The organism is Paenibacillus sp. FSL H8-0457, assembly GCF_038051935.1.
In the GTDB taxonomy this organism is placed as follows: domain Bacteria; phylum Bacillota; class Bacilli; order Paenibacillales; family Paenibacillaceae; genus Paenibacillus_AQ; species Paenibacillus_AQ lautus_A.
The window spans coordinates 4998830-5024349 of the sequence record NZ_CP150293.1; the positions used below are offsets into that span (position 1 = coordinate 4998830).

Annotated in this window: 16 protein-coding genes; 5 read left to right on the forward strand and 11 right to left on the reverse strand. The window is 49.4% G+C overall.

What is annotated here, in order from left to right; all coding sequences use genetic code 11:
* Window positions 1-27: 27 nt before the first annotated feature.
* Window positions 28-921: an AraC family transcriptional regulator gene (locus MHI43_RS22270; RefSeq protein ID WP_015736505.1), complete on the forward strand. Its 894-nt coding sequence runs from the start codon at window positions 28-30 to the stop codon at window positions 919-921.
* Window positions 922-1182: 261 nt separating this feature from the next.
* Entirely contained in the window at window positions 1183-1893 is a 711-nt protein-coding gene (locus MHI43_RS22275) for a hypothetical protein (RefSeq protein WP_015736506.1), read from the forward strand.
* 347 nt (window positions 1894-2240) lie between these two features.
* Here the strand turns inward: MHI43_RS22275 and MHI43_RS22280 are convergent, their stop codons facing one another.
* The 4 genes from MHI43_RS22280 to MHI43_RS22295 form a co-directional block, all read right to left on the reverse strand.
* Entirely contained in the window at window positions 2241-4352 is a 2112-nt protein-coding gene (locus tag MHI43_RS22280) for an alpha-galactosidase (protein WP_036664121.1), read from the reverse strand.
* 100 nt (window positions 4353-4452) lie between these two features.
* A complete protein-coding gene (locus tag MHI43_RS22285) occupies window positions 4453-6066 on the reverse strand; it encodes an ABC transporter substrate-binding protein (protein ID WP_036664123.1) in 1614 nt (537 codons plus the stop codon).
* Window positions 6067-6188: 122 nt separating this feature from the next.
* On the reverse strand, window positions 6189-8024 hold the full coding sequence (locus MHI43_RS22290; RefSeq protein WP_036664124.1) for a sensor histidine kinase: 1836 nt from the start codon (window positions 8022-8024) through the stop codon (window positions 6189-6191).
* Complete coding sequence (locus MHI43_RS22295) at window positions 8002-9543, reverse strand: response regulator (RefSeq protein WP_036664126.1); 1542 nt, start codon at window positions 9541-9543, stop codon at window positions 8002-8004. The genes MHI43_RS22290 and MHI43_RS22295 overlap by 23 nt, the downstream gene beginning before the upstream one ends.
* A gap of 174 nt (window positions 9544-9717) precedes the next feature.
* Between MHI43_RS22295 and MHI43_RS22300 the strand changes: the two genes are divergently transcribed.
* Window positions 9718-10695, forward strand: a complete 978-nt coding sequence (locus MHI43_RS22300) for an ABC transporter permease subunit (RefSeq protein ID WP_051425387.1) — start codon at window positions 9718-9720, stop codon at window positions 10693-10695.
* Between the two features lie 19 nt (window positions 10696-10714).
* Entirely contained in the window at window positions 10715-11608 is an 894-nt protein-coding gene (locus MHI43_RS22305) for a carbohydrate ABC transporter permease (RefSeq protein WP_009590032.1), read from the forward strand.
* Window positions 11609-11799: 191 nt separating this feature from the next.
* On the opposite strand, the gene MHI43_RS22310 is transcribed toward MHI43_RS22305, so the two are convergent.
* The 7 genes from MHI43_RS22310 to MHI43_RS22340 all read right to left on the reverse strand — a co-directional run bounded on the left by MHI43_RS22310 (window position 11800) and on the right by MHI43_RS22340 (window position 24452).
* The gene (locus tag MHI43_RS22310) at window positions 11800-13581 is read right to left on the reverse strand and encodes a UvrD-helicase domain-containing protein (RefSeq protein WP_036664129.1); all 1782 of its coding nucleotides are present in this window, start codon (window positions 13579-13581) and stop codon (window positions 11800-11802) included.
* Between the two features lies 1 nt (window position 13582).
* Entirely contained in the window at window positions 13583-15532 is a 1950-nt protein-coding gene (locus MHI43_RS22315; RefSeq protein WP_036664130.1) for an AAA family ATPase, read from the reverse strand.
* A 231-nt stretch (window positions 15533-15763) separates the two neighbouring features.
* A complete protein-coding gene (locus MHI43_RS22320; protein WP_051425388.1) occupies window positions 15764-18103 on the reverse strand; it encodes a glycoside hydrolase family 95 protein in 2340 nt (779 codons plus the stop codon).
* A gap of 141 nt (window positions 18104-18244) precedes the next feature.
* Window positions 18245-20854 carry a carbohydrate-binding protein gene (locus MHI43_RS22325; protein WP_036664132.1) on the reverse strand — a complete coding sequence of 870 codons (2610 nt, stop codon included), beginning with the start codon at window positions 20852-20854 and terminating at the stop codon, window positions 18245-18247.
* Between the two features lie 16 nt (window positions 20855-20870).
* Window positions 20871-22934: an alpha-galactosidase gene (locus MHI43_RS22330; RefSeq protein WP_015736515.1), complete on the reverse strand. Its 2064-nt coding sequence runs from the start codon at window positions 22932-22934 to the stop codon at window positions 20871-20873.
* A gap of 324 nt (window positions 22935-23258) precedes the next feature.
* Window positions 23259-24053: an SDR family oxidoreductase gene (locus MHI43_RS22335; RefSeq protein WP_015736516.1), complete on the reverse strand. Its 795-nt coding sequence runs from the start codon at window positions 24051-24053 to the stop codon at window positions 23259-23261.
* Window positions 24054-24104: 51 nt separating this feature from the next.
* Window positions 24105-24452 (reverse strand): nuclear transport factor 2 family protein, encoded by a 348-nt coding sequence (locus MHI43_RS22340; protein ID WP_015736517.1) that lies wholly within the window; start codon window positions 24450-24452, stop codon window positions 24105-24107.
* A 166-nt stretch (window positions 24453-24618) separates the two neighbouring features.
* Here MHI43_RS22340 and MHI43_RS22345 point away from each other — a divergent pair, with 166 nt between their 5' ends.
* Window positions 24619-25506, forward strand: a complete 888-nt coding sequence (locus MHI43_RS22345) for a LysR family transcriptional regulator (protein WP_015736518.1) — start codon at window positions 24619-24621, stop codon at window positions 25504-25506.
* Window positions 25507-25520: the final 14 nt, after the last annotated feature.

Consider the following 25520-nt stretch of genomic DNA (forward strand, 5'->3'; position numbering starts at 1 on the left):
AATTCCGTTCAGATTCATAGTAAAGCTATGGATACCATACGAAAACCAGACGGATTCGAGTCCCAGAAAATCATTGTCCTCCCGGATCATATTATGAAAGAGGCTGCCCGTCATTCGCTTGTGGAACCGCTGCACGTAACCGACGTCGGGTACTTTCCGCGTGCGCTTCATCACTACCGGGAACGCCCGGAGGGCAGCGGCGCGTACATCTTAATCTACTGCGCGGAGGGGGAAGGCTGGTACCGGTTGAACGGCGGCAAAACCTATTCTCTGCTCAAGGGGCAGGCGGTTGTCATCCCGCCGGATACGCCGCATGAATATGCTTCATCGGAGTTTCATCCCTGGAGCATTTACTGGTGGCATATGAAGGGGACGCATGCAGGTTTATTGTTCGAGGGATTTACCGGCGCAGCCGAACCCGCCATCGTTCCGGTCGACCAGTCAAGGAGCATCGTAGAGCTGTTTCAGGAGAGTTACGAGCTGCTGCAAAAAGGGTATACGCTGAACCATATCATCCATGTCTCGCAGCTCGCCGGCCACTTGGCGGCCATCATCCGCCTCGCCCGGCTCCAACCGCAGCGGGGGCAACACCAGCACAACAAGCATGACATGGAACAGACGCTTCGGTTCATGACCGAGCATCTGGAGGGCCATGTGAGCCTGAAGGAGCTGGCGGCCTACGCCAATCTGTCCATACCGCACTTCACCTTCCGGTTCAAGGAAGCGACGGGCTACTCCCCCATCGATTACTATCTGCGGCTCAAAATCCAGCGGGCCTGCCAGCATCTGGATCTGACCGGCGAGAGCGTCAAGGAGATCAGCCACCGTCTCGGCTTCCAGGATCCCTACTACTTCTCGCGGCTGTTCAAAAAAATCATGGGAAAATCCCCTTCCGAATACCGAGATACCCGGAAGGGGTAGTCCCCTTATTGCCTCTTAGCGGCAGCCCGTTTTTCGTAACGTCGCTGCTTATTCTTTTTTGGCTCGTTTCCTCGAAGGGACCATGCCCCGCACTTTCTCCTGATCTCGCTCCTTGCGAAAGTTACATTTGTGCGCTTTAATACCCATCACATTGATCCTCTTTGTATTGATAAATCAAGTGTTCTACAAAAATTCAACTTCATTCTTTGAAACTGTTTTCAATATATCCACGTATTAATCAACAAAAAGGAGTGGTCATAAATGGAAGAAAAGGTCGGAATGAATTTTGTTTCAAATCTAAGAGAGATTACAAATTTTTATGATGATGAACTATCTAGTAATAAGCTTATCCCAACAACTAAAAAGGATGCTTTTTACCTAATGAGTGCTTCGATTCTACTTATAAGTGGGATAGTACTCCTCTTTGTAACCTTGGCGACCTTAAAAATTTCCCTGTCGATTCTCGCAATAGTAGCAGAAGCAACCTCTTTAGGTTTTGTGAATCTTGCGATCAAATCAAGAAATCAATCCGTAAGATTGCACTTTGGAAATGGTGAAAAACAACAGTATTTATCACTTGCAAATAAGAAGCCGATTGAATACGAAAGAAATATACTCTTTGCATATCGCACAGATAGAATTGCAAGGAAAATGAATGAAATGGGAATAAATAGAGCTGAATACATTACAGCTATGGTTGGACACCTGGAAACCCTTAGTCAAAACACTAAAAATAAAAAATGGCTTCCAATAGGTATTATCGGATTGTTCTTAATTGCTTTGTGGACAGAATTTGTTGGCATGTACTTAAGCAACTTATCATCCGTTGTTGTTTTAATTTTGTTGGGATTGGTAATTTCTTGCGTTGTCGTAATATTGAACATTACTATCAGGATGTTTCTTTGGTCGGAAGCTGAAAGGCATCAAGAGATTTCCACTATCTTGAAAGTTATTATAGCTTCAAGGGCTTAATCGGATTTAGAGAGAGGGGTGCTCGTTACTGAAATGTTGCGAGTACCTCTCTTATTCCAAATCAAACTAGAACTTTATGTTGAAAGATATTCACTACTTCATCTCCCCAGAATCGTAAGAAATAACCGATGGTATCAGTAACGCCCTCAAAGGAATCAAACTACCTGTTACTATAATCCCCGTCAGCAGGTCGATAGGCTAGAAAGGTAATCCACATTTCTCCCCTCCTTTATGTCCATGATGCATCTAAAATCATTCATAACATTGACGTTAACGTGGAAGTCGACGAAAAAAAAAACGCCGCATTGCCTATAAGACAACACGGCTCTTTCTATTTAGGCAGTATCTTATCCCAGTTTCTGAATCCGATACACCAAGCTGTCAAAATCCCCACGCAGCGGCAGCTCGATCCCGATGTTCATGAGCGCCCTGCCGCTCCATGTACCGGCCACCCCCTCAATGGCATACGACTGATCGGCTTGCAGTCCGGTCAGCCGCAGTCTCGGTAGCGGCTCTCCCAGCTTCTGGCTGTGCAGGAACGCAAACAGCACGTTGTCGCTGCCGTCTGCGCTGCCGTACTGCACGGCCGTTACGCCTTTATGCCGAAGCGAGTCTAGGCGATACTGACTGCCGAACTGAACCAGATGGCGAATGGATTTATACTGCGCCACATATTCGGCCGATTCCGCAATCAGCTCATCGCTCCACTCATTCAGGTTGGAGCCGATGCCGAGCGTTCCCATCATGGCGCTGTGGAAGCGGTATTTCAGGGATACCTGCCTGCGGTTCATCCCGGTCGGCGACTCCGTCACCCAGCAGGTCATCATCCGCGGAGCATACGTGTACGAGAAGCCCTCCTGAATGCTGAGGCGGTCAAAGGCATCGGTATTATCGCTCGGCCAGGATTGGTCGGCATACCGGAAGATGCCAAGATCGATGCGCGCTCCGCCACCGGCGCAGGTTTCAAACGCCACATGCGGGAATTTGCGCCGCAGCTCCGCCCAAATCTCGTACAGGCTCTGAACATGGCGAATCCAGATCTCCTTCTGGCGGTGAAGCGGATGGTCCTTCATGCCGGGTTCGGTCACCGTCCGGTTCATGTCCCATTTAATGAACTTGATGTCATGCTGCTCCAGCAGGTCGGTCATAAACTGCAAAATGTAAGCCTTAACCTCCGGCTTCGAAATGTTCAGCAGCAGCTGATTGCGAAGCTGCGACCGCTCCCGCGTCTCGAAATGGTACACCCAATCCGGGTGCTCCCGGTACAGGTCGCTGTCCGGATTGACGGACTCCGGCTCCACCCAGATGCCGAAATCCATGCCCAGCTTATGCACCCGGTTAATCAACTCTCCGAGACCGTTCGGGAATTTCTCCCGGTTCACGAACCAATCGCCAAGACCGGCGCGATCATGATTGCGACCGCCGAACCACCCGTCGTCCACGACGAACAATTCCACGCCCAAACGCGCGGCTCTTTCGGCCAAAGCCATTTGATCCTTGGCACTGACATCGAAGTATGTTGCCTCCCAAGAGTTATACAGGACAGGTCTCGTTTCGCGGCCCGGCAGAACATCCGAATACTGATAGCGGTGCAGCCGCCGGCTCATCCCGCCAAAGCCCCCGCTGCTGTATCCCCCGACGAAGCTTGGCGTATCGAAGGCTTCTCCCGCTCCCAGCACCCACTCGCTGTCGAAATCGTTGATGCCTCCGGTCACCCGAACATGCTCGAACACCGTCCGCTCGGCCGTGATCTTCCAGTTCCCGCTCCAGGCCAGCGCCCCGAACCAGACCTGCCCCGCCGATTCCGTGGCATGTCCGTCATCCATCGCAAACCACGGGTTGGCATGGCTGTCCGTAAAGCCCCTGCGAGATTCCAGCACCTTCTTGCCTTCGGTGAGGAAGGTGCTGCGCAGTTGAAATTCACCGGACCACTTCCCCGTCACGTGCGTAAGGCGGTAATCCGCCAGATAGGGGATGACCCATGCCGCGGATTGCGCGTTCTCCAGCACGATATCCGCCTCGCTGCGGTTGACGATCCGGGCCGAACGTTCGATCAGATCGCACTCGGGAATCGCCCGGTAGGACAGCTCCACTTCCAGCGGGTACGCTTCATCCTTCATGACGATGATCAGCGTCTCCCTGCCTTCCGTCTGCAGCGTGCGGTGCCCGGCATAACGAACCGCCAAGTCGCGCACGCCATCCGGCATGCGGACCTTCAGGCTGGGCTCGCTGTATTTGACGCCGCCCCAGAAGCTGTATTCCTCCACCTCCGAATGGACTTCCGCGTCAAACGAGCTGTGCGATCTCGGCCGCAGCAGCGGCGCCGCGTCTTCGATCGCGACGGACTCCCCCCAGTAGAGATGCTGCAGATTGCCGCTGTCGTTGATGCCGAACAGATAGGAGCTGTTATCGGTTTGTATCGCAAACACGCGAAACTGTTCTTGGTATTGAATGGTCACAGAATATCATCCTTCCGATTCGTGTTGATCTGGTTTATGCCTGCGCAAGAAAAAAGGAGGAGTCAAAAGACGAAGCATCTTTTGACTCCCCTTGGTCAGATTATTTGCCCCACAGCTCTTGACGTTTGTTGAAGTTGTCCGTATAGATCTTTTCCAGCTTGGCCAGGCCAGCCGCCTCGATCTCCGCCATCATCTGGTTGTAGGACTCCACCACTTGATCCTCGGATGGCGACAGGGCCATCTTCAGGAAATATTTATTGATGGTGTCGTTCACCTTCGTTTCCATAATGGCTTCCGGCGTTCCGCCAGCCGGACCCAGGTTATCGTACGGTGCCGTATCAAACGACGTATCGGCCAGGTTCTTGATCGCCAGATCCGTGACCGGATCGGTCTGGTAACGGCCCATCAGGTCATACGGGGTTCCGTCCTCGCCTGGACCGTTCTTGATCATCCAGGTCCACTTGCGGATGCCCGTCGTACGGGAAGCTTCATCCCAATTCTTCTTGAAGGCGTCCAGCACTTCTTGTCTTGGCACATGCTTGCCGTCCTTCATGTCCCAATGCTCGCCCTCTACTCCCCACATCAGCAGATACTGGCCTTCCTCGCTGGCCAGGAAATCCAGCAGCTTCATCGTCCGGACCGGATCCTTGTTGGAGCGGCTGATGGCGACGCCGTCCCAGCCCAGGGAGCTCTTCGGTCCGTAAGTGGCCTCTTCCGGTTTCACGCCCGGGGCCAGCACTTTATATTGGTAGAACTGACGCTCTTCCTCGGTGGCCTTATCGGCTGCTTCGGTTTTGAGCAGCGCATTCGCATTGCCTACATTCCAGAGCGCTTCCGCCGTGGCAAATACGTTGCCGTTTCCGAGCTTCTGTTCGAACTGCTTGGTCTTCATCGTTGCCCATTCTTTATCGAGCAGGCCTTTGCGGTACAGAGAGTTCAGGAACTTGACCATTTCGAGATAGCGCGGATCGCGGACGTCCTTCTTCAGCTCCCCGTTCGTTTCGTAATACGGCATCATGCCGTACATGCCTTTGAAGCTGCCGGTCACGGCTCCAACGTTCTCGCCGTTGAGCGTCATCGGAATGCTTTCTTTGCCGTCAATCGTTGGATATTTCTCCTTGAACTTGACGAGCAGCTGCTCGAATTCCTCCGCGGTAAACGGTTCGCCGTTGTTGACCTTATCGCCGACGCCCAGCTCCTTCATGATGTCCATGCGCATCATAAATCCGAACACCGGGTACTGCTCCAAGCCGTACCAGTTGGAGAAATAATAATTGTTGCCGTCCTCGCTTCGGGTTTTGGCAAGCGTGTCGCCGTACATTTTTTGGATATTCGGTCCGTGCTCTTCGATCAGATCATTCAGCGGGACAACCGCGCCAGAGGTAATATACTTGTTCATGATATCGCTTCCACGACTCATCAAAATAACGTCCGGAAGATCGCCGCTGGCGAGCATCAGATTCAGCTTCTCGACCGGATTGCCCGTAGGCTGCTGGATCTCAACGGTCACTCCTGTCTTTTCCGTAATTACTTTAGCGACCGGATTCGTAAAGGCATCCCCCGTGTTTTGGTCAAACCAGGTTAACGTGATCGGCGCATTGCTGTCCGCATCCGTGCCGCTGTCTCCGCCCGATGCCGCCTTCTGGTTGCCGCCGCAAGCCGAAAGCGTTGTCATAACGAGCGCTGCTGCCAGAATCAATTTTAGTTTCTTCATTCCCTGAACCCCTTTCTAAGGTCGTCATATTCATATGCTCGAATATATCTATCATTGTAAAAATCGGGAGTTCATTGATCTATAACGCAATCTTACAATCCATGATGCAAAATGTCTTTCATTCAGGGTAACGCCTGCTGCGGGTCCCGTTCGTTTGCAGGATGTCTATCGGAGATTACAGGTATCCGAATGGTCACCGCCGTTCCGATGCCGAGCCGGCTGAAGATGCTGACGCCATATTCCTCCCCGTAGGTGAGTTTGATCCGGTCATCCACATTTTTCACGCCGTAGCCCGACAGATTATCCGATTTGTTCAGCGCATGATCGAGCTGTTCGGGCGTCATCCCGATGCCGTCGTCGATGACCTGGAGCAAGATGTCGTCCCCCTCCTGCCTCAGCTTCACGTTAATGTTGATTCCCGATTCGTCCCCAATGGCATGATTGATGCAGTTCTCGATGAACGGCTGCAGAATCAGCTTGATCGTTGTGTTCCCGAACAGCTGCTCATCCAGGTCGTAATGCATATGAAGCTTGTCCCGGAACCGGATCTTCTGGATCGCGACATAATTCTTCACCAGATTGATTTCCTGCTCCAGCAGAATGATGCGCTTTCCTTTATTCAGCGACACCCTGTAATACTTGGCCAAGTAATTGACCATCTGGTACACCTGCATGGCCCCTTCCTTAATCGCCAGGGAAGAGATGGAGGACAAGGTATTGTACAGAAAATGGGGGTTGATCTGGGCTTGGAGCGTATTCAGCTCCGACTCCTTCCTTGCGATCTCCTTGACGTACACGTCATGGATCAGGGATTGTATGGTCGAGGCCATCTTATTGAACGCGAAGGACACCTGGCCGATCTCGTCATGGCCCATCGGCTTAATCGACAGCCGGAAATCCCCGCGCTCCACCTTCCGGATCTGCTGAAGCAGCACCTCGATGCGCTTGGTCATGACCTTGGTCGTAAAATAGAGCAGCAGGATGGCCATGCCAATCGCCAGTACGGAGAACCAGATAACGTTCTTGGTCGCCTGATTCGCATTGGCCAGCAGCTCGTCGTAGGGCACGGTGATGACCGTGGACCAGCCGTTACTCAGCTTTTTATACGTGAAAAAACGCTCCTGGCCGTTTATCTTCATATCGAATGAACCCGCATCCTGGGTCATCCGTTCCTGAATCGGAAACACGTCGAACAGCTGGTTCGATTGGAGGTTCTGATCCCCCGTGCTGATCACGCCGCCAAACTCGTCGATAATATAGACGCTTTTGTTGTCGTTCTCCATTTTGATCAGGGAGTAGAATTCGTTTGCGTTAATGTCCATGGTCAAAATCCCGTACGGATGCTGCAGGCTGAAATAACTTAACGAACGGGCAATGGTAATATACGCATCATGGGCCTTGAAATTCCCGGAATGGAAATACACCGTATTGCCGGCGGCATCCAGCACCTGCTCCTCCATCGCCCGGGGCAACTCTTCCGTATATTTGACGTATTGACCGTCCGAATAAAGGGTATGGTTCCCCGTATAAATGGTGATGCCCAGAATGTTGGCATTCAGGGTCATCAGGGACGGCAGCGTCCGGTTGATATATTGGAAAGCATCCAGATAATAGTACGCCTGCTCATAATCGGTAGACAGATAATTGCGGAGCTGCGCATCCATGTAGAGGATGTTCGACAGCTGATTGTAATACTCCAGCCGCTTCTCCACGTTGGTGTTAATCTGTGCCAGCGATCCGCCCAAGGCCGTATAGGTATGCTCCGTAATCGTGCTGCGGGTCGAAGAATACGAATAATAGATCAGCAGCGAGAACGGCAGGATGATCACGATCAGAAAGATGAAAAAGAATTTGTGCCGGAGCCGCCAATTGGTGTATGCGCGTAAGTACGCGAACGGGAAAGCCCCTGCCAGCCGGCTCCACGGGCCGGACGGGCTAGATGTTTTTGCGGTATTCATTCGGCGTAACTCCTTGGCTTTTTAAGAATAAGGAAATGAAGTAGGATGTGCTCTCATAACCGACCCTTTGAGCGATATCCTGCACTTTGAGCGAATCGTCGGCCAGCAGCTCCTTGGCTTTGTTCAGCCGGATCCTCGTTAGGTAATCATGGATCGTCATGCCGGTTTTCTCCTTAAAGATGGAACGCAGGTAGTTGGGAGACAGATACACCTGATCGGACAAGCTGTTGATCGTGATGGCCTGGTGATAGGTCTGGTCAATCGTCGTGCGCACCTGGTGCACCAGCCTGGCATTTTTATCCATGAACCGGTGTTCCAGCGCCCGAATCGCATGCCCGGCGTAATCCATGATGATCGCTTCGATTTCAATCATGGTTCGGCACTGATAGATGGCATGGTAAAGCTCCGCCCGCTTGTGGCTCTCCGTGATCGGTTCGTGGATCCCCTCCAGCAGACGCTCCACCAATCCGATGGCAAAATCGCATACTTCGGTTTTTCTTATCCGCAGCATGACCAGCCGGTTGAAGTAATCCCGCAGCTTCTGCGCGGCCTGCTCGGACGCCAGCTGATGAATGTCCTCGAAATAAGCCGGCTCTTGGAAAGGAGGAATTTGCCGGCTCTCCAGCTGCCGCTGCACATCCTTCGCATAAATGACTCTCCCGTTCCCGACGTAAAACATCTCCTCCAGCATCAGCCGCGTCTCCCGGTATACATCCTGGATGCGGGACAGCTCTTCCGGCTCCTCGTTCACAGCCGCGGTCATCGTAAAGCCCAGCGCATCCTGCATCTGCTTCAACAGATCCTCCCACGTAAAGCGGCTCAGATGGCTGGCGGCATCCATGAAGATGCCCAGCTCGCCTTCCCGGCAGATGACCAGATCCGCCTCCAGCTTCTTGTCCGCAAGCCACTCCTCCATATGCGTCTGCAGACGCGCCATGCCATCCTCGAGGGACAGCCCCGGCTGTGCAGCGTGCGGAGCATCGAGGCCGAGCAGCGTAAGGGTATACGTTCTCGGCTCCGTATGGCGGGACAGCTTATGGTAGCTGGCAGCGAGGTTTCGGAATCGCTCCTCGTTCTGCTCGAATATCATCTCTCGTACGATATTGGATTTGGTCACGCGAATGGAGCGGTTCTTCATCCGCACTTCCTCGCAGCGCCGCTTGACTTTATCGATAACGCTTACAATTTCGCTCAGATCCAGCGGCTTCAATAAATAGCCGACGGCTCCTACGTTTAAGGCTGATTTCACATAATTGAATTCATCGTGTCCGGTCAGGAAGACGAATTGAATCCAGTCGAATAACTCACTCACCCGTTTTGCCATATCGAGCCCGTTCATAACGGGCATCTGGACATCCGTCAATATGATATCGGGCTGAATCACCTCGATCTTCTCCAGGGCATCCCTGCCGTTCAGGGCTGTTCCGGCCACATATATCCCCATCTCTTCCCAACGAATATAATCTCGGATCATCTCTAGCTCCAGCTCTTCGTCATCTACGAGAAAAATGCTATACATGCTCATACCCCCTGTGTCGGCCTTATCCCTTCATATTATAGCGATTTCGTTATTTTAACTATGGGAACAAGCAATGTAAGTTATTTTCAAGCATCTTTCGTTACATTGTCATATCGACACTCATTTTTTCCGAGTCTTATAATTTGAGTTAACTTGAGATGCGAGGTGCCCCATATGAAACCTGCTACAACCTTACAGACGCGGAGTGACTTGAACTTAAGTCCTCATCGAAAAAGCCGCTGGGCCATGCTGAAGCAGCAAAAGTATTTATTCCTGATGATGCTGCCCGGACTGATCTGGGCCATTGTGTTTGCGTATACGCCCATGGTTGGTCTATACATGTCCTTCGTCAATTACCAGCCGACGCTCGGCGGCTTCTGGTCGACCCTGTTCACGAGCGAGTTCGTCGGCCTGGAATGGTTCCGTTACTTCTTCAACAACGGCGACTTTTGGATCGTCATGCGAAATACGCTGGCCTCGACGTTGATCACGCTCCTCTTCTCCTTCCCGATGCCGATCCTGATCGCCATCGCGATTAATGAGATCAAGAGCGTGAAATTCAAAAAGACGGTGCAAACCGCCTCCTATCTTCCCTATTTCATATCCTGGGTGATCGCGGCCAACATCATCGTGACCCTGCTCTCCTCGGATGGGGCCATTAACGGTATTTTGAAATTCCTCCATATTACCGATGAAAGCGTTTTATTCCTTCAGAACGGCAAGTACTTCTGGTGGATCGTCGCGCTCGGCAATACGTGGAAGGATATGGGCTACAGCTCGATCATGTATTTGGCGGCCATCTCGTCGATCAACCAGGAGCTCTATGAAGCGGCCAAGGTCGACGGCGCCAACCGTTTTAAGCAGATCCGGTACATCACCCTGCCCCACCTGAAGCCAACCATTGTCATACTGCTGATTCTGGCGCTTGGCGGCATCCTGAACGCGGGCTTCGACCAGCACTTCCTGCTCGGCAATGACCTGACGCGGGATTACTCCGACGTCCTGTCCACTTATTCGTTCCGCTATGGTATCCAAAACGGCATGTTCTCCTATGCGGCAGCCGTCGGCATGTTCAGCTCCGTGGTGGCGTTCATCATCGTGGTCATCGTCAACTATACGGCGAAGAAGCTGAACGGGCAGTCCCTATTCTAAACCATAAGGAGGTACATCCATGTTAAGCAAAAAAACCGTGCCCGAGCGTATCTTCGATGCCTCTTTATACCTGTTCCTGACCGGCATCTTCCTCGTGACCTTCTATCCGTTCTGGAACATCCTGGTCATATCCTTGAACGATGCAACCGATACGATGCGGGGCAACCTGTACTTCTGGCCGCGCGTGCCAACCATCGAGAGCTACCTGACCATCTTCCGGAACCCGGAAATCTGGAGCGCCATTAAGATTACCGTGCTGCGTACCATCGTCGGGACCGCAGTATCCATCTTCTTCATCACGCTGCTCGCCTATCCGCTCAGCAAGCGCAATCTGCTCGGATGGAAATACTTCTCCTTCTTCTTCGTGTTCACGATGTATTTCGGCGGAGGTCTGATCCCGACGTATATGATCATCAAATCCCTGGGGCTGATCGACTCCTTCTGGGTCTACATCTTCCCCGGCCTGATCGGCGTCTTCCTGATGATTCTGGTGCGCACCTTCATGGAGCAAATCCCCGGCGAGATCGAGGAATCCTCCAAAATCGACGGCGCGAACGACCTGCAGACGTTCTTCCGCATCATCATGCCGCTGTGCGTGCCGGTGCTCGCGACGATCGGCCTGTTCCTGGCCATCGGCCATTGGAACTCCTGGTATGACTCCTATGTGTATACCTACAAACCGGAGCTGAAGACCCTGCAGGCCGTCCTGGTCAAAATCCTCAACCAGTTCCAGACCGCCGGCATGATGTCCGATGCGCAGCAGCTGGCGCAAGGCTCCAAGCGGATCCCGGTCTCCAGCGAAAGCATCCGGATGGCAGTGACCATGGTCGCCACGCTGCCGATCATTATGGTGTATCCTTTTGTGCAAAGGTATTTTGTGAAGGGGATTATGATGGGGGCTATCAAGAGTTAGGTTCTGGGGAAATGAAGAGGGCCCTTACCCGGAAGGGTAAGGGCGTATTTTTGGTTAATTTTTGCTATTACTAGTAAAGCTAACTGTATTTAGCTTTGAAGCGCGACAGTTGTTATATTTCTCCTAAATCCTTGAACAGATTGTATGAGATGTTGATTTATTAATTATTCACTACAAAGAACTCTCTTCATTTATGATTCAGTTTCCCTTGTAAATGAAATGTCCCATCCCTTCAATCTAAACATTTCAATTTCTTCATTTGTAATAAAGTTTCTATCCATAGCAAATGTGAATAAATGGGTTGGTCGACTCATAGCAACATATAAAAGATTTCTCTCAACCCAATTTCCTGATAAATCCTCATCCCATTCACAGAAGTATGATTTTATCATTTTTGTGTGAATCTTTGGATTCTTATCTTTCTCTGAATCGATAAGTAATACTGATCTATGTGTTTCTCCTTTTACTGAATGAATAGTACTAAAAGTAAATTTATGATCTTCTTCAGTCTGTACAGGATTTATATATATGTGATCTATTATTGAAGATATCTTAGAGAATACACTATTGCTTGCTTTAACACCCTGTCCTCCTTTTTCATAAATCAACTCGTTTAAATAATCCACTAATAGAGAAACTTCTAACTTTCCAGCTTTAATACTCCTCACTATACAAATCTTAAGACTTCGATATGTGGGATGCTCCTTTAACCAGTCTCTAAGGATTATGTTGTTATTCCTTACATTAGGTATCTTATGAAATAGTATTTCTTGAAGTAAGTTAATTATCTGTATGGTAAACGATTCAGTATCTTTAATCCTGGTTCTAGAACTCTTTATATTATTTGGTTCTTCCAGATATTCGTTGATAGTATTATTTTGTATCCCCAGTATCGAATCTTTTTTCTTAACAGCTGAGAAACGCTGATCCTTTAAATACTTGCTAAACTGAATCTTGTAATTATCGATTAATTTTGTTTTAGAAGTATAGATTAGAAGCATTGGATTAAATGAATATTTATCCTCAAGACATTGAATGTTTAAGTTGTCAACTATATATGGTAGCTGGTTTCCAATTTGATAACCAAATCTATTACATATATTTAAGTTAAACGCATTTGAAAGATCTATTGAAGGCATTTCACCTTCAAAGTCCAAGGTTTGATTAGGGTCTCCGATATACTGAATTACATTACTCTTCGAATTAAAAATACGAGTGATTAAATCTATACTACCTTTTTCAGTATCTTGAAATTCATCTATAAACACATATTTAAATCTTTTACGCAACAATGATAATCCTTTTTCATTTTGTATGGCAGCTTTAGAAAAAAGAAATATATCATCAAATGAAAAGCAACCTAACTTCTTTAAGCTCCATTTAAGTTCGAACATGTGGGTTCTATGACGATCAAATTTATCCCAACCAGTTGAATTTTCAATATCAAACTTTTTATTTGTAAAATCAAAATACAACTTGCTAATACTCGTTTTTTGAACAGCAATACTTCTGGGCCTTTCTTGCCATCTTCTAAAGTACGGGTGTCTTTCAGCAAGCTGTGTTAACAGTTGAAGATAATCACTCTCCTTAGCAAATCGAATTTGCTTTGGATTCAACACCTTTTGAATGAATGGAGTTGCTAAGTACGTATTAAAAAACTGATGTATTGTACCAACAAAGTGTGGATGTTTCATTTTAGACTTTCCAACATGATTTAGTATACGGTTGATTTCATCAACAGCTACATTGGTTTTTGTGATAACACATATTCCATCTTTTGAGTTATTTTTAATGGAATTTAATAATAGCAGGACTATCTTTGCAGACAATGAAGTTGTTTTTCCAGTCCCTGGACCAGCTATGATATATTTCGATTCCATTAACTCTATAAACTCTCGTTGTTTATGATTAAAAAAATTACCGTGTAATGTAGCCTCTTCAACCATTCTAAATTCTTTTTCTGTGAAGTACACTTTAACATCCCCCGGTTACGTGAAGGATAGAGTCATAAAGATACTTAAGCTTAGGATCACTTCTAAAAATAGTACTCACCGATGTTTTATTTTCAATAAGTTTATTTGCAAGTATTTGAGCAACTGCAGCTTTTGAAATTTGATTGGTTAGCATGAACCGATATATTTCGACTGCTTTTTTTTCAACGCTACCAATAATATTCCATTCTGCTTTTTTTGCAACTCTATTTTTAAGGGTTACGAAATTAATTTCCAAGACTGCATCCTGTAAATACTCCGATAATCCACTTTCAGCTATGGCAAATTCTAATGTCCATGGTGAGCTAATAAATACTTTAGTACTTTCCACGTTATTATAATATCTTGTTTCTAACTCATGTATTTTTTGAAGCAGTATGTCTTCATATTTCTTATTTTTAAATTTTTCTAGAAGACTAATCAATTTCACGAAATTATCTGGGTCAACATCTACCTTGCCTTTAATACGTTGCAACAATATATCAAATGTAAAATAACTCCCAACGAGAGAACTATCGAAATCATAGTCAAACAATGCACCAATTTCTCCTTCGATTGAGTTATCAACTTCAAAATATGTAATATAATTCTTATCAAAGTAAGATCTCGGTTTAAGATCTACATCAGTTACAATGGATACAGGAAAATTCAGTGCCTGACTGTCCGCTCTCAACAGAATCGATGCATAGCGCTTAAATGCTAAGTTCCCCACATTTACTATAGATACACCGTAATCATAGAGAGGTCTATCAATTATTTCGGCGAGTGCAGGTATTAATAGGTTCTCACTATCACCTTCAACCATAATTATACCTCGTGCAAAAAACATATTTGATTTCGTTGCATCTAGGAATCTTTCTAAAAACTTATAATCATCTTCATCTAGTAAAGTTAAACCAGCATGCATTGGATAAGCTCTATTATTATAGATTAAAATTATATGTTCTAATGATATTGAGGATGCCAGAATTGGACTATGAGAAGTTAGAATGTACTGTATACCATCTTCTTTACTTTTTTTCTCAAAGTATTTTATCAGTCTTAATTGAGACTGAGGATGAATATGCGCCTCAATTTCTTCTATTAGCGCTAATTGGGGACCGAACTTATTCTCACTTAATAGCAACAATTCTGCTGCCATAAATAGAAGGTTTGAACTCCCCAACCCAGTTCCAATTTCGCCTAAGTTAAGCTCTAATTTTTTTACAAATTCATCAAATTTCATATTTCTCGGCTGTATTACTGGCTTCCTTTCACGACTTTTATCGAAGAATGATTGAACTACATCTTCCATTTTATTTAGCACTGGATCATCAATTTTTTGTTGAACATCCGAAAACGCTACAGTCAGTATCTCTTCTATCTCCTTTTTTATTACTCCATCATTCTCTTGAAAAACATTTAAATTTTTCAGAATTTGAGCAAATCTAGATCTATTACCTGGACTTAATTCAGACTCAGCGTCTCTTAGTGGCTTTAAGTATGTTACTGATAACAAGTGTCTAACATTATCATTAATTACACTTTCTTTTCCTGCCTCTCCACCTAATAAGACTCTACTAATTCTTTGCTTACCATTTAAATCCTTTATATTCTCAACTTCTAGCACTACTCTAAAAATTGACTCTTTTTCTACAAAATACAACCATTCGTATAGAAACGCCTCTTCATCTTCTGTTAATTCTTTATAAAAATATTCAATCTTTATTGGTAATGATGGATCAAAAAAATCTGATTCAAGTATCCATGTTACATCTTGACTATTCGTACTTAAGCCTGCTTTTATTGCATCTATAATTGCAGTTTTACCAGAGTCGTTTTCTCCAACAATGACGTTTAAATGTTTATTGAATACAATCTCAATACTAGCTTTCTCATTATCTACTACTTCAAATTTTCTCCAGTTCCAAATACATATCCTTTCAAGATACATTTAAATCCCCCCGAGAATTCTTCTCTTTACTTCACATTAAACAAAGTATACGTTATATCAAGTGGTTAATTTGTCGAATGCTGTAGAATTATCGAAATTTAAGTGAGAAGAGTTCTAAAGATTTACATTATTAGTTTGGCAGGCAATAACGAATTATTTTTTATAATCTTAATATTATTGACCTAACTGATAATTCAGCATAACCCACCTTGTTACAATCCACGATTATTTTCAAGTTAAATCAATTCTAGAAGAATGCAATTCACTCGATTTATGTGTAGTCCCACCCCTCCCCTCATAAAACACCCGCACACTCTTATCCTCATTTCCCTTCACCCTCGCCTCAACCAACTTCCCATCTTTCCATCTCATATCCACCTCAATATTCCCTTTCGCCTTCAGCCCTGTCACGCTGCCCGTCGGCCACATCGCCGGCAGTGCGGGCAGGAGATGAATCTCGCCTTCGTGGCTCTGCAGCAGCATTTCCGCAATGGCGGCGGTTCCACCGAAGTTGCCGTCGATGACAAAGATGTTGGCCTCGGCTCCGGCTACGCCGGGTTTGGAGTAGGTGAGCATGTTGTCGAAGCACAGTTCCCCGATCAGGTGGGCGATATGCTGCACCGCTCGGTCTCCGTCATGCAGTCGGGCGTAGAAGAGTCCGAACAGCGCTGCGGTAAATTCGATATCCTCCAGGTCGGCCCGGCTGTTCCGGTTCTCCAGTGTCACTCGGGCTGCCGCAGCTAGTTCCGGCGTACGATGCGGGGTGATTTGGCTGCCGGGATACAGGGCATATAGATGCGACAGATGGCGATGCTCCGGCTGCGCCTCCTCATAGTCCTCCAGCCATTCCTGCAGCTGCCCCTTCCTGCCGATCATCAGCGGAGGCAGTTGATCCAGCGCCGTCTGCCACTGCTGCTGAAGCTCCTCATCCACGCCCAGCGTCTGTGCTGCGTTCACGCAGAACGTCAGCAGATCCCGAACCAGGACCTGATCCATGGTCGGGCCCATGGACAACTGCTGATGCCCATCCTCCGGATGGCCGGTATAAAAGCTGTTCTCCGGCGAATTCGACGGACCTGTCACCAGCCAGCCATACTTCGGATGCACGGTCATGTAATCCATGAAAAAGGCCGCGGCCTCCTTCAGGACGGGATAGGCCAGCTCCTCCAGAAAAGCCTGATCCTGGTTATACGCGTAATGCTCCATCATATGCGTCGCGATCCACAGTCCGCCCGTCACGTTGAGCCCCCAGGAGGTTTCCCACCCCGGTGACGCAAATCCCCAGGCATTGGAGAATACATGGGCCACCCAGCCTTCGGCATCATAATAATGGCGCGCAGCCGAGCGACCGGCCACCGACAGCTGCTGGATGTACCGCATGAGCGGCTCATGGCTCTCGCTCAGGTTCGCGGCCTCCGTCGGAAAATAATTCATCTGGGTGTTCGTATCCAGGTGATAATCGCAGCTCCAGGCCATCTTGTTGGCTTCGCCGTCATTCCATATGCCTTGCAAATGCATGGGCAGGATAGAGTCTGGTTGTGATCCACTAATCGTCAAGTACCTTCCATATTGATAAAACAACGCAAACAACGCCGGATCATCCTGCTTGCCCTGCTTGAACCTGCCGATCCGCTCGTCCGTAGGCAGACTGGCATGCTCGGAGCTTCCCAGATCCAATCGCACACGGGCATACAGCGGCTGATAATCCGCCAGATGCTTGGCTCTGAGCGCGTCATATCCCAGCAGCACAGCCTGTTCTAGCTGAAACGCGCTTTTCTCCCGCCAGCTCTCACCTTCTTGACGGTAATCCGTATTCACCGCAAAATAAATCGCCGCCTCATCCGCCCCGGATACGCTTATGGTGTCAGCCGTGCAGCTCACCTTCCCGCCTTCCGCAGCGACCCGAAGCTGGCCTTGGCAGGACACCCCGCACTCCCCATTGCTATGTACGTCTTCCAGCGCCTGTCCCCGGAATTCGATCGTGTCCTTCCCCGTTACGTTAGCATGAAAAGGACCATTCTCGCCTCGAATCGAAATGCGGAATGACACGCCTGACGAGCCATGGCTGCTGCGAATCCGCGAAACGATGACCTGATCGGCATGGGAAGCAAATACCTCTCGCGTCATCTCCGCTCCATCGATCTCGCAAAAAGAACGTGCCACCGCCTCCTGCAGATCCAGTTCCCGATAGAACAGCGGCTCAGCTGCTGCTTCTTGTCTCCCGCCTTCGGATGGCTTCACGTTATGATCAAACTCCAGCACGACTTGGCATAGTCCCAGATTGGTGCCAAAATTCAATTTTTCCGGCTCCAGGTGCTTCTTGGCTAGCCGATCGCCTTCGCGATAATCGCCCTGGAAGAAATGCTGCCGCATCCGTTCTAAATCCGCTTTGCTGTTGCTTCGCCCTTGAGCCGGCTCCGGCTGGCCGGACCAATAGGTGGTTTCGGTGATATTCCATATTTCTCTGTCAGGAGCGGATATGACCACATTCCCCATTCGGCCATTGCCGATCGGCAGTCCTTGCGACCAGCCCTGGGCCGGTTTCGTGTACCATAGTTTCATATCTGACATGTTGTTTTCTCCTCTTCATTTGATTTTCCAATATTGAGACAAGCACTACCTTTACAGCAAAAGCAAGAAATCGCGATTCCCGGATGGAGCCGGGAACCGCGATGAACTTGCAGATGTACATGATGATTCGATGACTACTTGTTATGGATTAGGGACGATTTTATAAAGCTTGGATTCGGCCGCTATAAGCGTCACATCCAGCGAAGAGCCAGACACCGTCTGAGATTGGCCGCTCCATACATCCGTCACCGTATAGGACGCCGCCCCTTCCGAAGCGATACCGGCACGAACGAGATCTACGGTGCGCTGCGCCGCATTTTGCGTATAGTTAAACACGGCTACATAGCGGGTTCCCTGATCGTCCAGTACGAATACGTTGGCTGCCTGCGTGCCCGTGTTGCCTTCTACCGGCCGGAACGCCTTGCCCTTCATCGCCAGTCCGTTCACTTCGGGGTTGGTCAGCAGCGTTTCCATGTACTGCCGTGCCGTCGCATCCGTTACGTCATCCGAATTCAGGAAGACCGTGCCGGAGATCGCGGCCGCATTGACGCGAGACTGCGCGCCTTCCATCGACCCGCCTTTGGTTAAGTGCATATAGTCCGGATCGGTATAATGGTAGATCGTTCCGTTCTGCCACCAGCCGTACGTCAGATTGTTCAGCTGGTATTCCGTGCTGCCGATGCTGCCGTCGATATCGCAGGAGATGCGGCGGCTGTGCGCATATTGGCTAGGGAACAGCGGCGCGATGGAAGCGCTGATGAACATGGAGCCGTCCAGCACTTCATTCACGTAAGCCATCCCTTGGTTATAGGCCTGGATGCCGGTTTGAACGCTAGGGTCATCATGCTTGCCTTCCATTGCCCCATGGCTCAAAAAATCGATTTTGATATATTCAAAGCCCTTGCTCTTGAACTTATTCATGTAATAATCGATCCGTTGCTTCACGCCCGGATGCGTCGGGTCCACGGCATAAGCGCCGTCCAGCGTCGGCAGCACGTTGCCGTCCCAATCGCGCAGCACGATATCGCCGTATTTATATTTGCCGTTGGTCCCTTCGACCTCCTGCTCCATATTGTTGCCCCAGTACACGAACGGCGAATAATAGATACCGGCCTTCTGTCCATTGCTATGAATGAGCTGAACCAGATCCGTCAGCTGCTGATCCGTCATGTTATCCCAATAGGAATCGAGATTGATGTAGATATTGCCTTCATTGTTGAAGGAATGGTTCTGAATATGGTCTTTAAAATAATTGGAGACCGAGACTGCCTTGTCATAGCTCAAATCGCTGGCATAAGCTCCCCAGCTGTTCCAGCCGACCGGAACGCCTTCAGGAATGTCCTCGCCAAAGGCTAACGGAGGCTGGATCGCTGCATTCACCTGGCCAAACGCCTCCAGCCCGGTCCGATAATCCTCGAAAAAGCCGACCATGATTTTCGGCGAAGCAATCTGCTTGCCCGTTACTTTTCCATGCGAGATCGTGTCCCACGTGGAGGTGGATGACGTAAATCCGCCATATACGCGCAGTTTGTTCAATTTGTCATTCGAGCCGCTCCAATAGATGCCGGTTTTCCACGTGTCATGCGTCACCGATCCGATAACGAGGCCGTTCCGGCTCGTATTGTCATAGATGGCCGTAAGCTCCGAGCTGATATACAGACCATTGTTGAGGCCGGTATTCATCGACTTCGCTTGGTATCTGGACCAAGCATCATTGTCGAAAGGAACGACGAGGACACGGTTATCGTCATAGCTGCCGATGTCGATGCCGCCTCTCGCTTCCATCGCGATGGGCGCTATGTTTCCCGAAGATATGGCGGAATTGTGGGTAGCGACTGTTTCCGTAAGCAAATATGGCCCGTCTTCGTAGACATAATAAATTTGGCTGAGCGATGGCATTCCCCCATCCTCATTCACGACCGTCACCTTGATGCCCTTGCCGGTGGCATCCTGGAATGGGACCACCTGATTTTTATAAAATTTATGATGTTTATAGTCCTTGCTTGCAACCATCCGGTCGAGCTGGATCTCGCTGTATAACCCCTTGGCAACCGGTTTGCCGTTCCAATTGTATTGCGACAAACCGGTCGAGGTGTTGTACAGCAGCTCATACGTCGGATTGGATACCTTGAAGCCGTTGGCATACTCGGTCAAGGTGATGGAGCCATAGCTCGTGGCTTTCTTTTGCTTGCCTAAATCGCCAATGCTTCCATCTGGGTCTGATCCGTCATCGCCGGCTGAATCAAAGGTCAGCTCAATTTTGTCAAAATCGGGCGAGTAGCCGCCTGCATCATCGAACAGAATCGTGTTGCTGCCCTGCTTCAAGTAAATTTGAATCTGATAGGTGCCGATCGTGTTCCAATCCGCTGTTTTCGGAAAACTGAAGTTCTCCTTCTCCGCTCCGTTTACGGAGATCGAAGCCGCGCGGGAATCCCCGGAGATGTAGAACATGTTCATATTGTAGATACCGGCCTTATCGGCCTGAATCCCGTTGAACGTCAGCGTGGAGCCGCCGTACAGATTGCCGGCTTTTTGCCCGCCCGAACAGAAGCCGCAATCGACCGCTCCTGCATTGCCGGTAAACGTGTTCTGAGATGCCTCGGCCTCGTAGGAAAGGATGCCTCCGGCCGTTTGACTCGGCGGCTGCGGTTCTGCCGAAGCAAAGGAGCTGCCTAGCATAGCCCCCGCTAACAGCATCGATAAGAATAGCATGAATGGCTTTTGGAAGAATTTGAACGGATGGATATTCACTGAACCTCTCCTCCTCTTATTCATTGATTTCGGCTAACTTTAGAATTTTCGATTCGGCTGGCGCCAGCTCGACCGTAAGTGTGCCGTTCGCTTGACCTGTCAAGCCTTCCCACACATCCAGGACCGAGTAGGAAGCGTGCGCCTCGAGTCCGCACCGTTCCAAGGAAATCGTCTTCTGCACGGACTCGGCCCCGTCAAAGTTAAATACGGCAATATACGTGGTTCCCGCTTCGCTCGGATGGGTCAGTACAAACGTATCCGCAGCCTGTTTCCCCAGATTCCCCTCTACGGGCACAAAGGTTCTGCCCAGTCTCGCAATCTCTGTGATCGCCTCATTTCCCAGCCAGTTCTTGGCGCGCCATGCCGCTTCCTCATGCCGGAAGTCATCGCCCAGCAGCAGCACCGTTCCCGAGATCACGGACGCGGTCAGACGGCTTCGCCCTTCATGGCGGGTCGTCGAATCCTGATTGAAGCTTTTATAGATCACGGCATGGTCCGGATCGTTAAAACGGTACAGCGTATCGTTCATCCACCACCCGTGCGTCAGCGAGTTCAGCAAATATTCCGTATCCTGGATCGTTCCGAACACATCGCAGGAAATTCTGCGGCTGTGCGCATAGGAATAAGGGAACAGCGGGGCAATCGACAGGTTGATGAAGAACGGTCTGCCGATCCGCTCCGGGGAGAGTTTATCCGTCAGATACGATAAGCCGTAATTGTAAGCAGCGATCCCCGTCGTAATATTCGGGTCGTAATGCTTGCCTTCCAGAGCCGCATGAGCCATGAAGTCCAGCTTGATATACTCAAATCCCTCGGAGACGAATTTATCCATGAACCAATCGATTCGCGCCAGGTTCCCGGGATGCGTAGGATCAATCGCAAGTCCGCCGTCAACATCCGGCAAAATCTCGCCATCCTGGTCGCGAAGCAGGATATCGCCATAAGTATACTTCCCATCGGTGCCCTCCACGGGGCTGCCGAACCCGGCCGGACTTCCCCAGAAAGCAAACGGCGTCCAGTATGTACCGGGTTTGTGCCCGTTCTCGCGGACCCTTTTCAAGGCATCCTCCATCTCGACAGGCGTCAGGCGATCCCAGAACGCATCGAAATTCATGTACAGGGTATCCTCGTTATGAAAGCCCTGCGGCTGAACCTCCCGCTTCAGAAAATCGCTCGTCGCCACATAGAGGTCGTAATCCAGCGTGCTCATGGCGGCCGACCAGCTGTTCCAACCGATCGGGACACCGCCGTCCCAACTCAGTGCAGGCGCTACCTTCGCATTCGCTTCCCCATACGCTTCGAGTCCTGTCCGGTAATCGTCGTAATCCCCTACCATAACCAGCGGAGATGCGACGCGGGTTCCTCTTACGTAGCCATGCGGCTGGGAATCTCGGGTCATGGCGTCGGCAGCGCCAGCGTACAGTTCCAGTTCATCCAGCTTGCCTGCGGTTTCCCCTTTGACGCGAATGCCGGTTTTCCATACGTCATGACTGATCGATCCCAGAATCAATCCATAACGGCTGTCCGGCTGGAACAAGGCCGTCACTTCGTAGCTTTCCGTCTCCAGCGGGGCCGTCTCCGTCAGATAGCGCACCCATTTGTCATTATCATAAGGCACGCGCAGCACATGCAGCGCTTCTCCCGGAACCGTCTCGCTCCCGCTGGATATGCTATCGGTTTTCACCACCGCGATGCGGTTTACCTTTAATTCCTCTTGACCGACTATGACGACTCTTGTGATGAAAGATGAAGCTCCCTCATAGACATAAAAATGCTGTTCCAGGCCTGGGAGCAGATCGGATTCATGCTTAATCACGGCATGGATTCCGGTTCTGAACGAATCTTGGATCTTCTCCGGCTGCCCCATCATATAGTGGCGGTCGTAATGTCCCGTATGGTATTCCCGGCCCTGCCATCGAAATCCGCTTCGTACTTCTTGCAGAACGAATCCCTTGCTGCCTGCGTAGGCGTAACCGCCTTTTTCCAAATCCACCTCAATGGCTACCAGGCCATTCGCCAAGCGAATGTGAGTTTCGGCATTCACCCCCACGTTCACCGCCGTATCGCTGCTTCCTAACATCTGTGGATTGCCTCCTTCTGCGTGCATCTGTGCTGCATTCAGGCCGTTTTATAGCATCAAGCGCCTTTTACAGCTTGCTACCATTATAGAAGGGCGGTTAAAGCGCTTACTATACAACGATCTTCCGATCCATATCGGGATATAACGCATCTGGAGCGACTCATTTGTTAAAATGCAATATGGCCTCTTTTGGCTGATCGCACCGATCGCTTGCGAAGGATATGCTCATAAGAAACAGGCTATCTCAGAGCGCCTAAGCTCTCCGGATAGCCTGTTTTACATATGGATGATGAAGTACCACTGTTCTCACGCTAAATCTTATCATTAGACGGTTGGTATGGTGCCGCCGTCGATCACATATTCGCTTCCCGTTATGGATGACGCCCGGTCCGATACAAGAAATGCCACCAGCTCGGCTACCTCTTCCGGAAGCCCGGGACGTCCAAGAGGAATCCCCCCGAGCGAATCCATCAATTCCTGAAGCGCGCTTTCTCGGCTTCCTGATACCGACGCAATCCGGTCGATCATGGCATCTGCAGCCTCTGTCTGAATGAATCCGGGCGATACGGCGTTAATTCGAATGCCCCGCGGAGAAAACTCGTTGGATAACCCTTTGCTGTAATTGGCAAGGGCAGCCTTCGCCGCGGCATAAGCCAGCGTGGTTTCATAGAGCGGCAGGCGTCTCTGTATCGAAGTGATATGAATGATGGCACCCGATCCCTGCTCTACCATATACGGCAGCAGCCCCCTGTCCAAACGAACCGCCGCGAGAAGATTCCAATTCAAGGCTTGAACCCAATCCTCGTCAGTCAAGGCAAGCGCTCCTCCAGGGGGTGTGGTCGAACCGCCTACGCAGTGCACCACAATGTCAATTCCATGCAGGTGCTCCTGTACACCTTGAATCACCTTATCGACGCCTGTAGACGTCGCAATATCGGCTTGAACGAACAAGCCGGAGCCGACCCGAACGCTAGGTTCGGAACGGGCGGTAGTCAGTACAGCCGCCCCTCCGTCTGAAAGCCGCTTTACGATGGCCTGACCCATTCCTCTGGTTCCTCCAGTAACCAGCACTCTTTTGCCTTCAAACTCATTCCATGGTCCTTCATGTCTATGTTTCATAATGGCCCTCCAGTATTCGAACGCTCAAATTTTGATTATGGTATTTTTTCCTTACTTTGATTCAGTAATCTGTAATTTTGAAATCTGACCGCTTTGCACCGTGAAACAAAAATCAAAATAGTAAGGGCCTGCCGGATAATCACCATTTACTTCGGTTGAAACGATGTACTGGTCTAGGCGTTGATGAATGTTTGTCGCCCGGACATTTACCCGTGCGCCGATGAATTCGTCGTCGCTCCATTTCTGTATGGCTGCCTTGCCCCTAAACTCCCTGCTGTCATCGACGACTATAGCATCCTTGCCGATGCACGAAAGCATCCGGTTTGTATCATGATCATTGCTTGCGGATATAAATGTGCGAATTATACTCGGCAGCTGCTTCTCGCTTATCTCGATCATAAACGCTTCACTCCTTATGATATGATATTCCTCAGGCTTGACGCCGCTTATCCTCCCCCGCTCCGGTTGAAGACAAGGATATCTTACCTTGACGCTTTTATTACGTCCAATTTATAATAATCATAAAATCTATAAATAAAATTCATATAAAGTAGGTGCTTAGCGATTGGAGCTTACACAGCTGGAGTATTTTTTGACGGTTTCCCGTCTTCAACATATGACGAAGGCATCGAAAGCGCTCAGCATCACGCAGCCGGCTTTAAGCCACGCCATCTCCAAGTTGGAGAGTGAGCTGGGCGTCCCGCTATTTGAACGAAATGGCCGTAATGTGAAGCTTAACCGCTATGGCAGCATGTTTGCCAGATGGGTGGAGCAGGCCCTCCAGGACATTCAGAACGGGATGCAGGAAATCGAAGAATCGTCCAATCCGGACACGGGGATCATTTCGGTTTCTTACCTGAATATTTTAGGGGTCGATCTCGTCCCTGCCCTTGTCAGGGCCTATCAGCTGGCTCATCCCAAGGTTCGTTTTGAATTGCATCAGGGAAACCTCGGCGATATTGACGAACATTTGGAAAAAGGACATTCGGACCTCATGATTACATCGAGAGAATCAACTATAGATCAACATAACTGGCTGGTCATGAGAACCATGCCTTTATATATCGTGGTTTCAAGTCACCACCGCTTGGCGAATCGCCCCTCGCTAAGTCTGATGGATTTGTCCGGAGAGCCGTTCGTCGGCTTGAAGCATAATTGCGGCCTTCGAGCCACGATTCAATCGCGATTTCAGCATACCGGCTTTATTCTGTCTTCGACGTACGATGCAGAAGATTTGGCCACCGTTGCGGGTTTTATTAAAGAGGGACTTGGCGTCTCCGTTCTGCCGAAAACGGCCGGCCTCATGCTGGAAGGCCTCTCGTGGATTCCCATTACCGATGAAGGCTGGTTCTGGGAGATTGGCTTGAAGTGGAGGGAAGACCGCTACCTTTCGCCTGCGGCCAGACGATTCATTGAATATGTGGAGCATCATTATCAAGTCAGCGGGAAGTAACCGGTTGGCGCACA

Bases quoted from the DNA above. Each gene is read 5' to 3' on its own strand.
- MHI43_RS22270 (WP_015736505.1), top strand. From the start codon at position 28: ATGGATACCATACGAAAACCAGACGGATTCGAGTCCCAGAAAATCATT.
- MHI43_RS22315 (WP_036664130.1), bottom strand. From the start codon at position 15,532: ATGTATCTTGAAAGGATATGTATTTGGAACTGGAGAAAATTTGAAGTA.
- MHI43_RS22330 (WP_015736515.1), bottom strand. From the start codon at position 22,934: ATGTTAGGAAGCAGCGATACGGCGGTGAACGTGGGGGTGAATGCCGAA.
- MHI43_RS22275 (WP_015736506.1), top strand. From the start codon at position 1,183: ATGGAAGAAAAGGTCGGAATGAATTTTGTTTCAAATCTAAGAGAGATT.
- MHI43_RS22290 (WP_036664124.1), bottom strand. From the start codon at position 8,024: ATGAATACCGCAAAAACATCTAGCCCGTCCGGCCCGTGGAGCCGGCTG.
- MHI43_RS22305 (WP_009590032.1), top strand. From the start codon at position 10,715: ATGTTAAGCAAAAAAACCGTGCCCGAGCGTATCTTCGATGCCTCTTTA.
- MHI43_RS22335 (WP_015736516.1), bottom strand. From the start codon at position 24,053: ATGAAACATAGACATGAAGGACCATGGAATGAGTTTGAAGGCAAAAGA.
- MHI43_RS22340 (WP_015736517.1), bottom strand. From the start codon at position 24,452: ATGATCGAGATAAGCGAGAAGCAGCTGCCGAGTATAATTCGCACATTT.
- MHI43_RS22300 (WP_051425387.1), top strand. From the start codon at position 9,718: ATGAAACCTGCTACAACCTTACAGACGCGGAGTGACTTGAACTTAAGT.
- MHI43_RS22295 (WP_036664126.1), bottom strand. From the start codon at position 9,543: ATGTATAGCATTTTTCTCGTAGATGACGAAGAGCTGGAGCTAGAGATG.
- MHI43_RS22320 (WP_051425388.1), bottom strand. From the start codon at position 18,103: ATGTCAGATATGAAACTATGGTACACGAAACCGGCCCAGGGCTGGTCG.
- MHI43_RS22285 (WP_036664123.1), bottom strand. From the start codon at position 6,066: ATGAAGAAACTAAAATTGATTCTGGCAGCAGCGCTCGTTATGACAACG.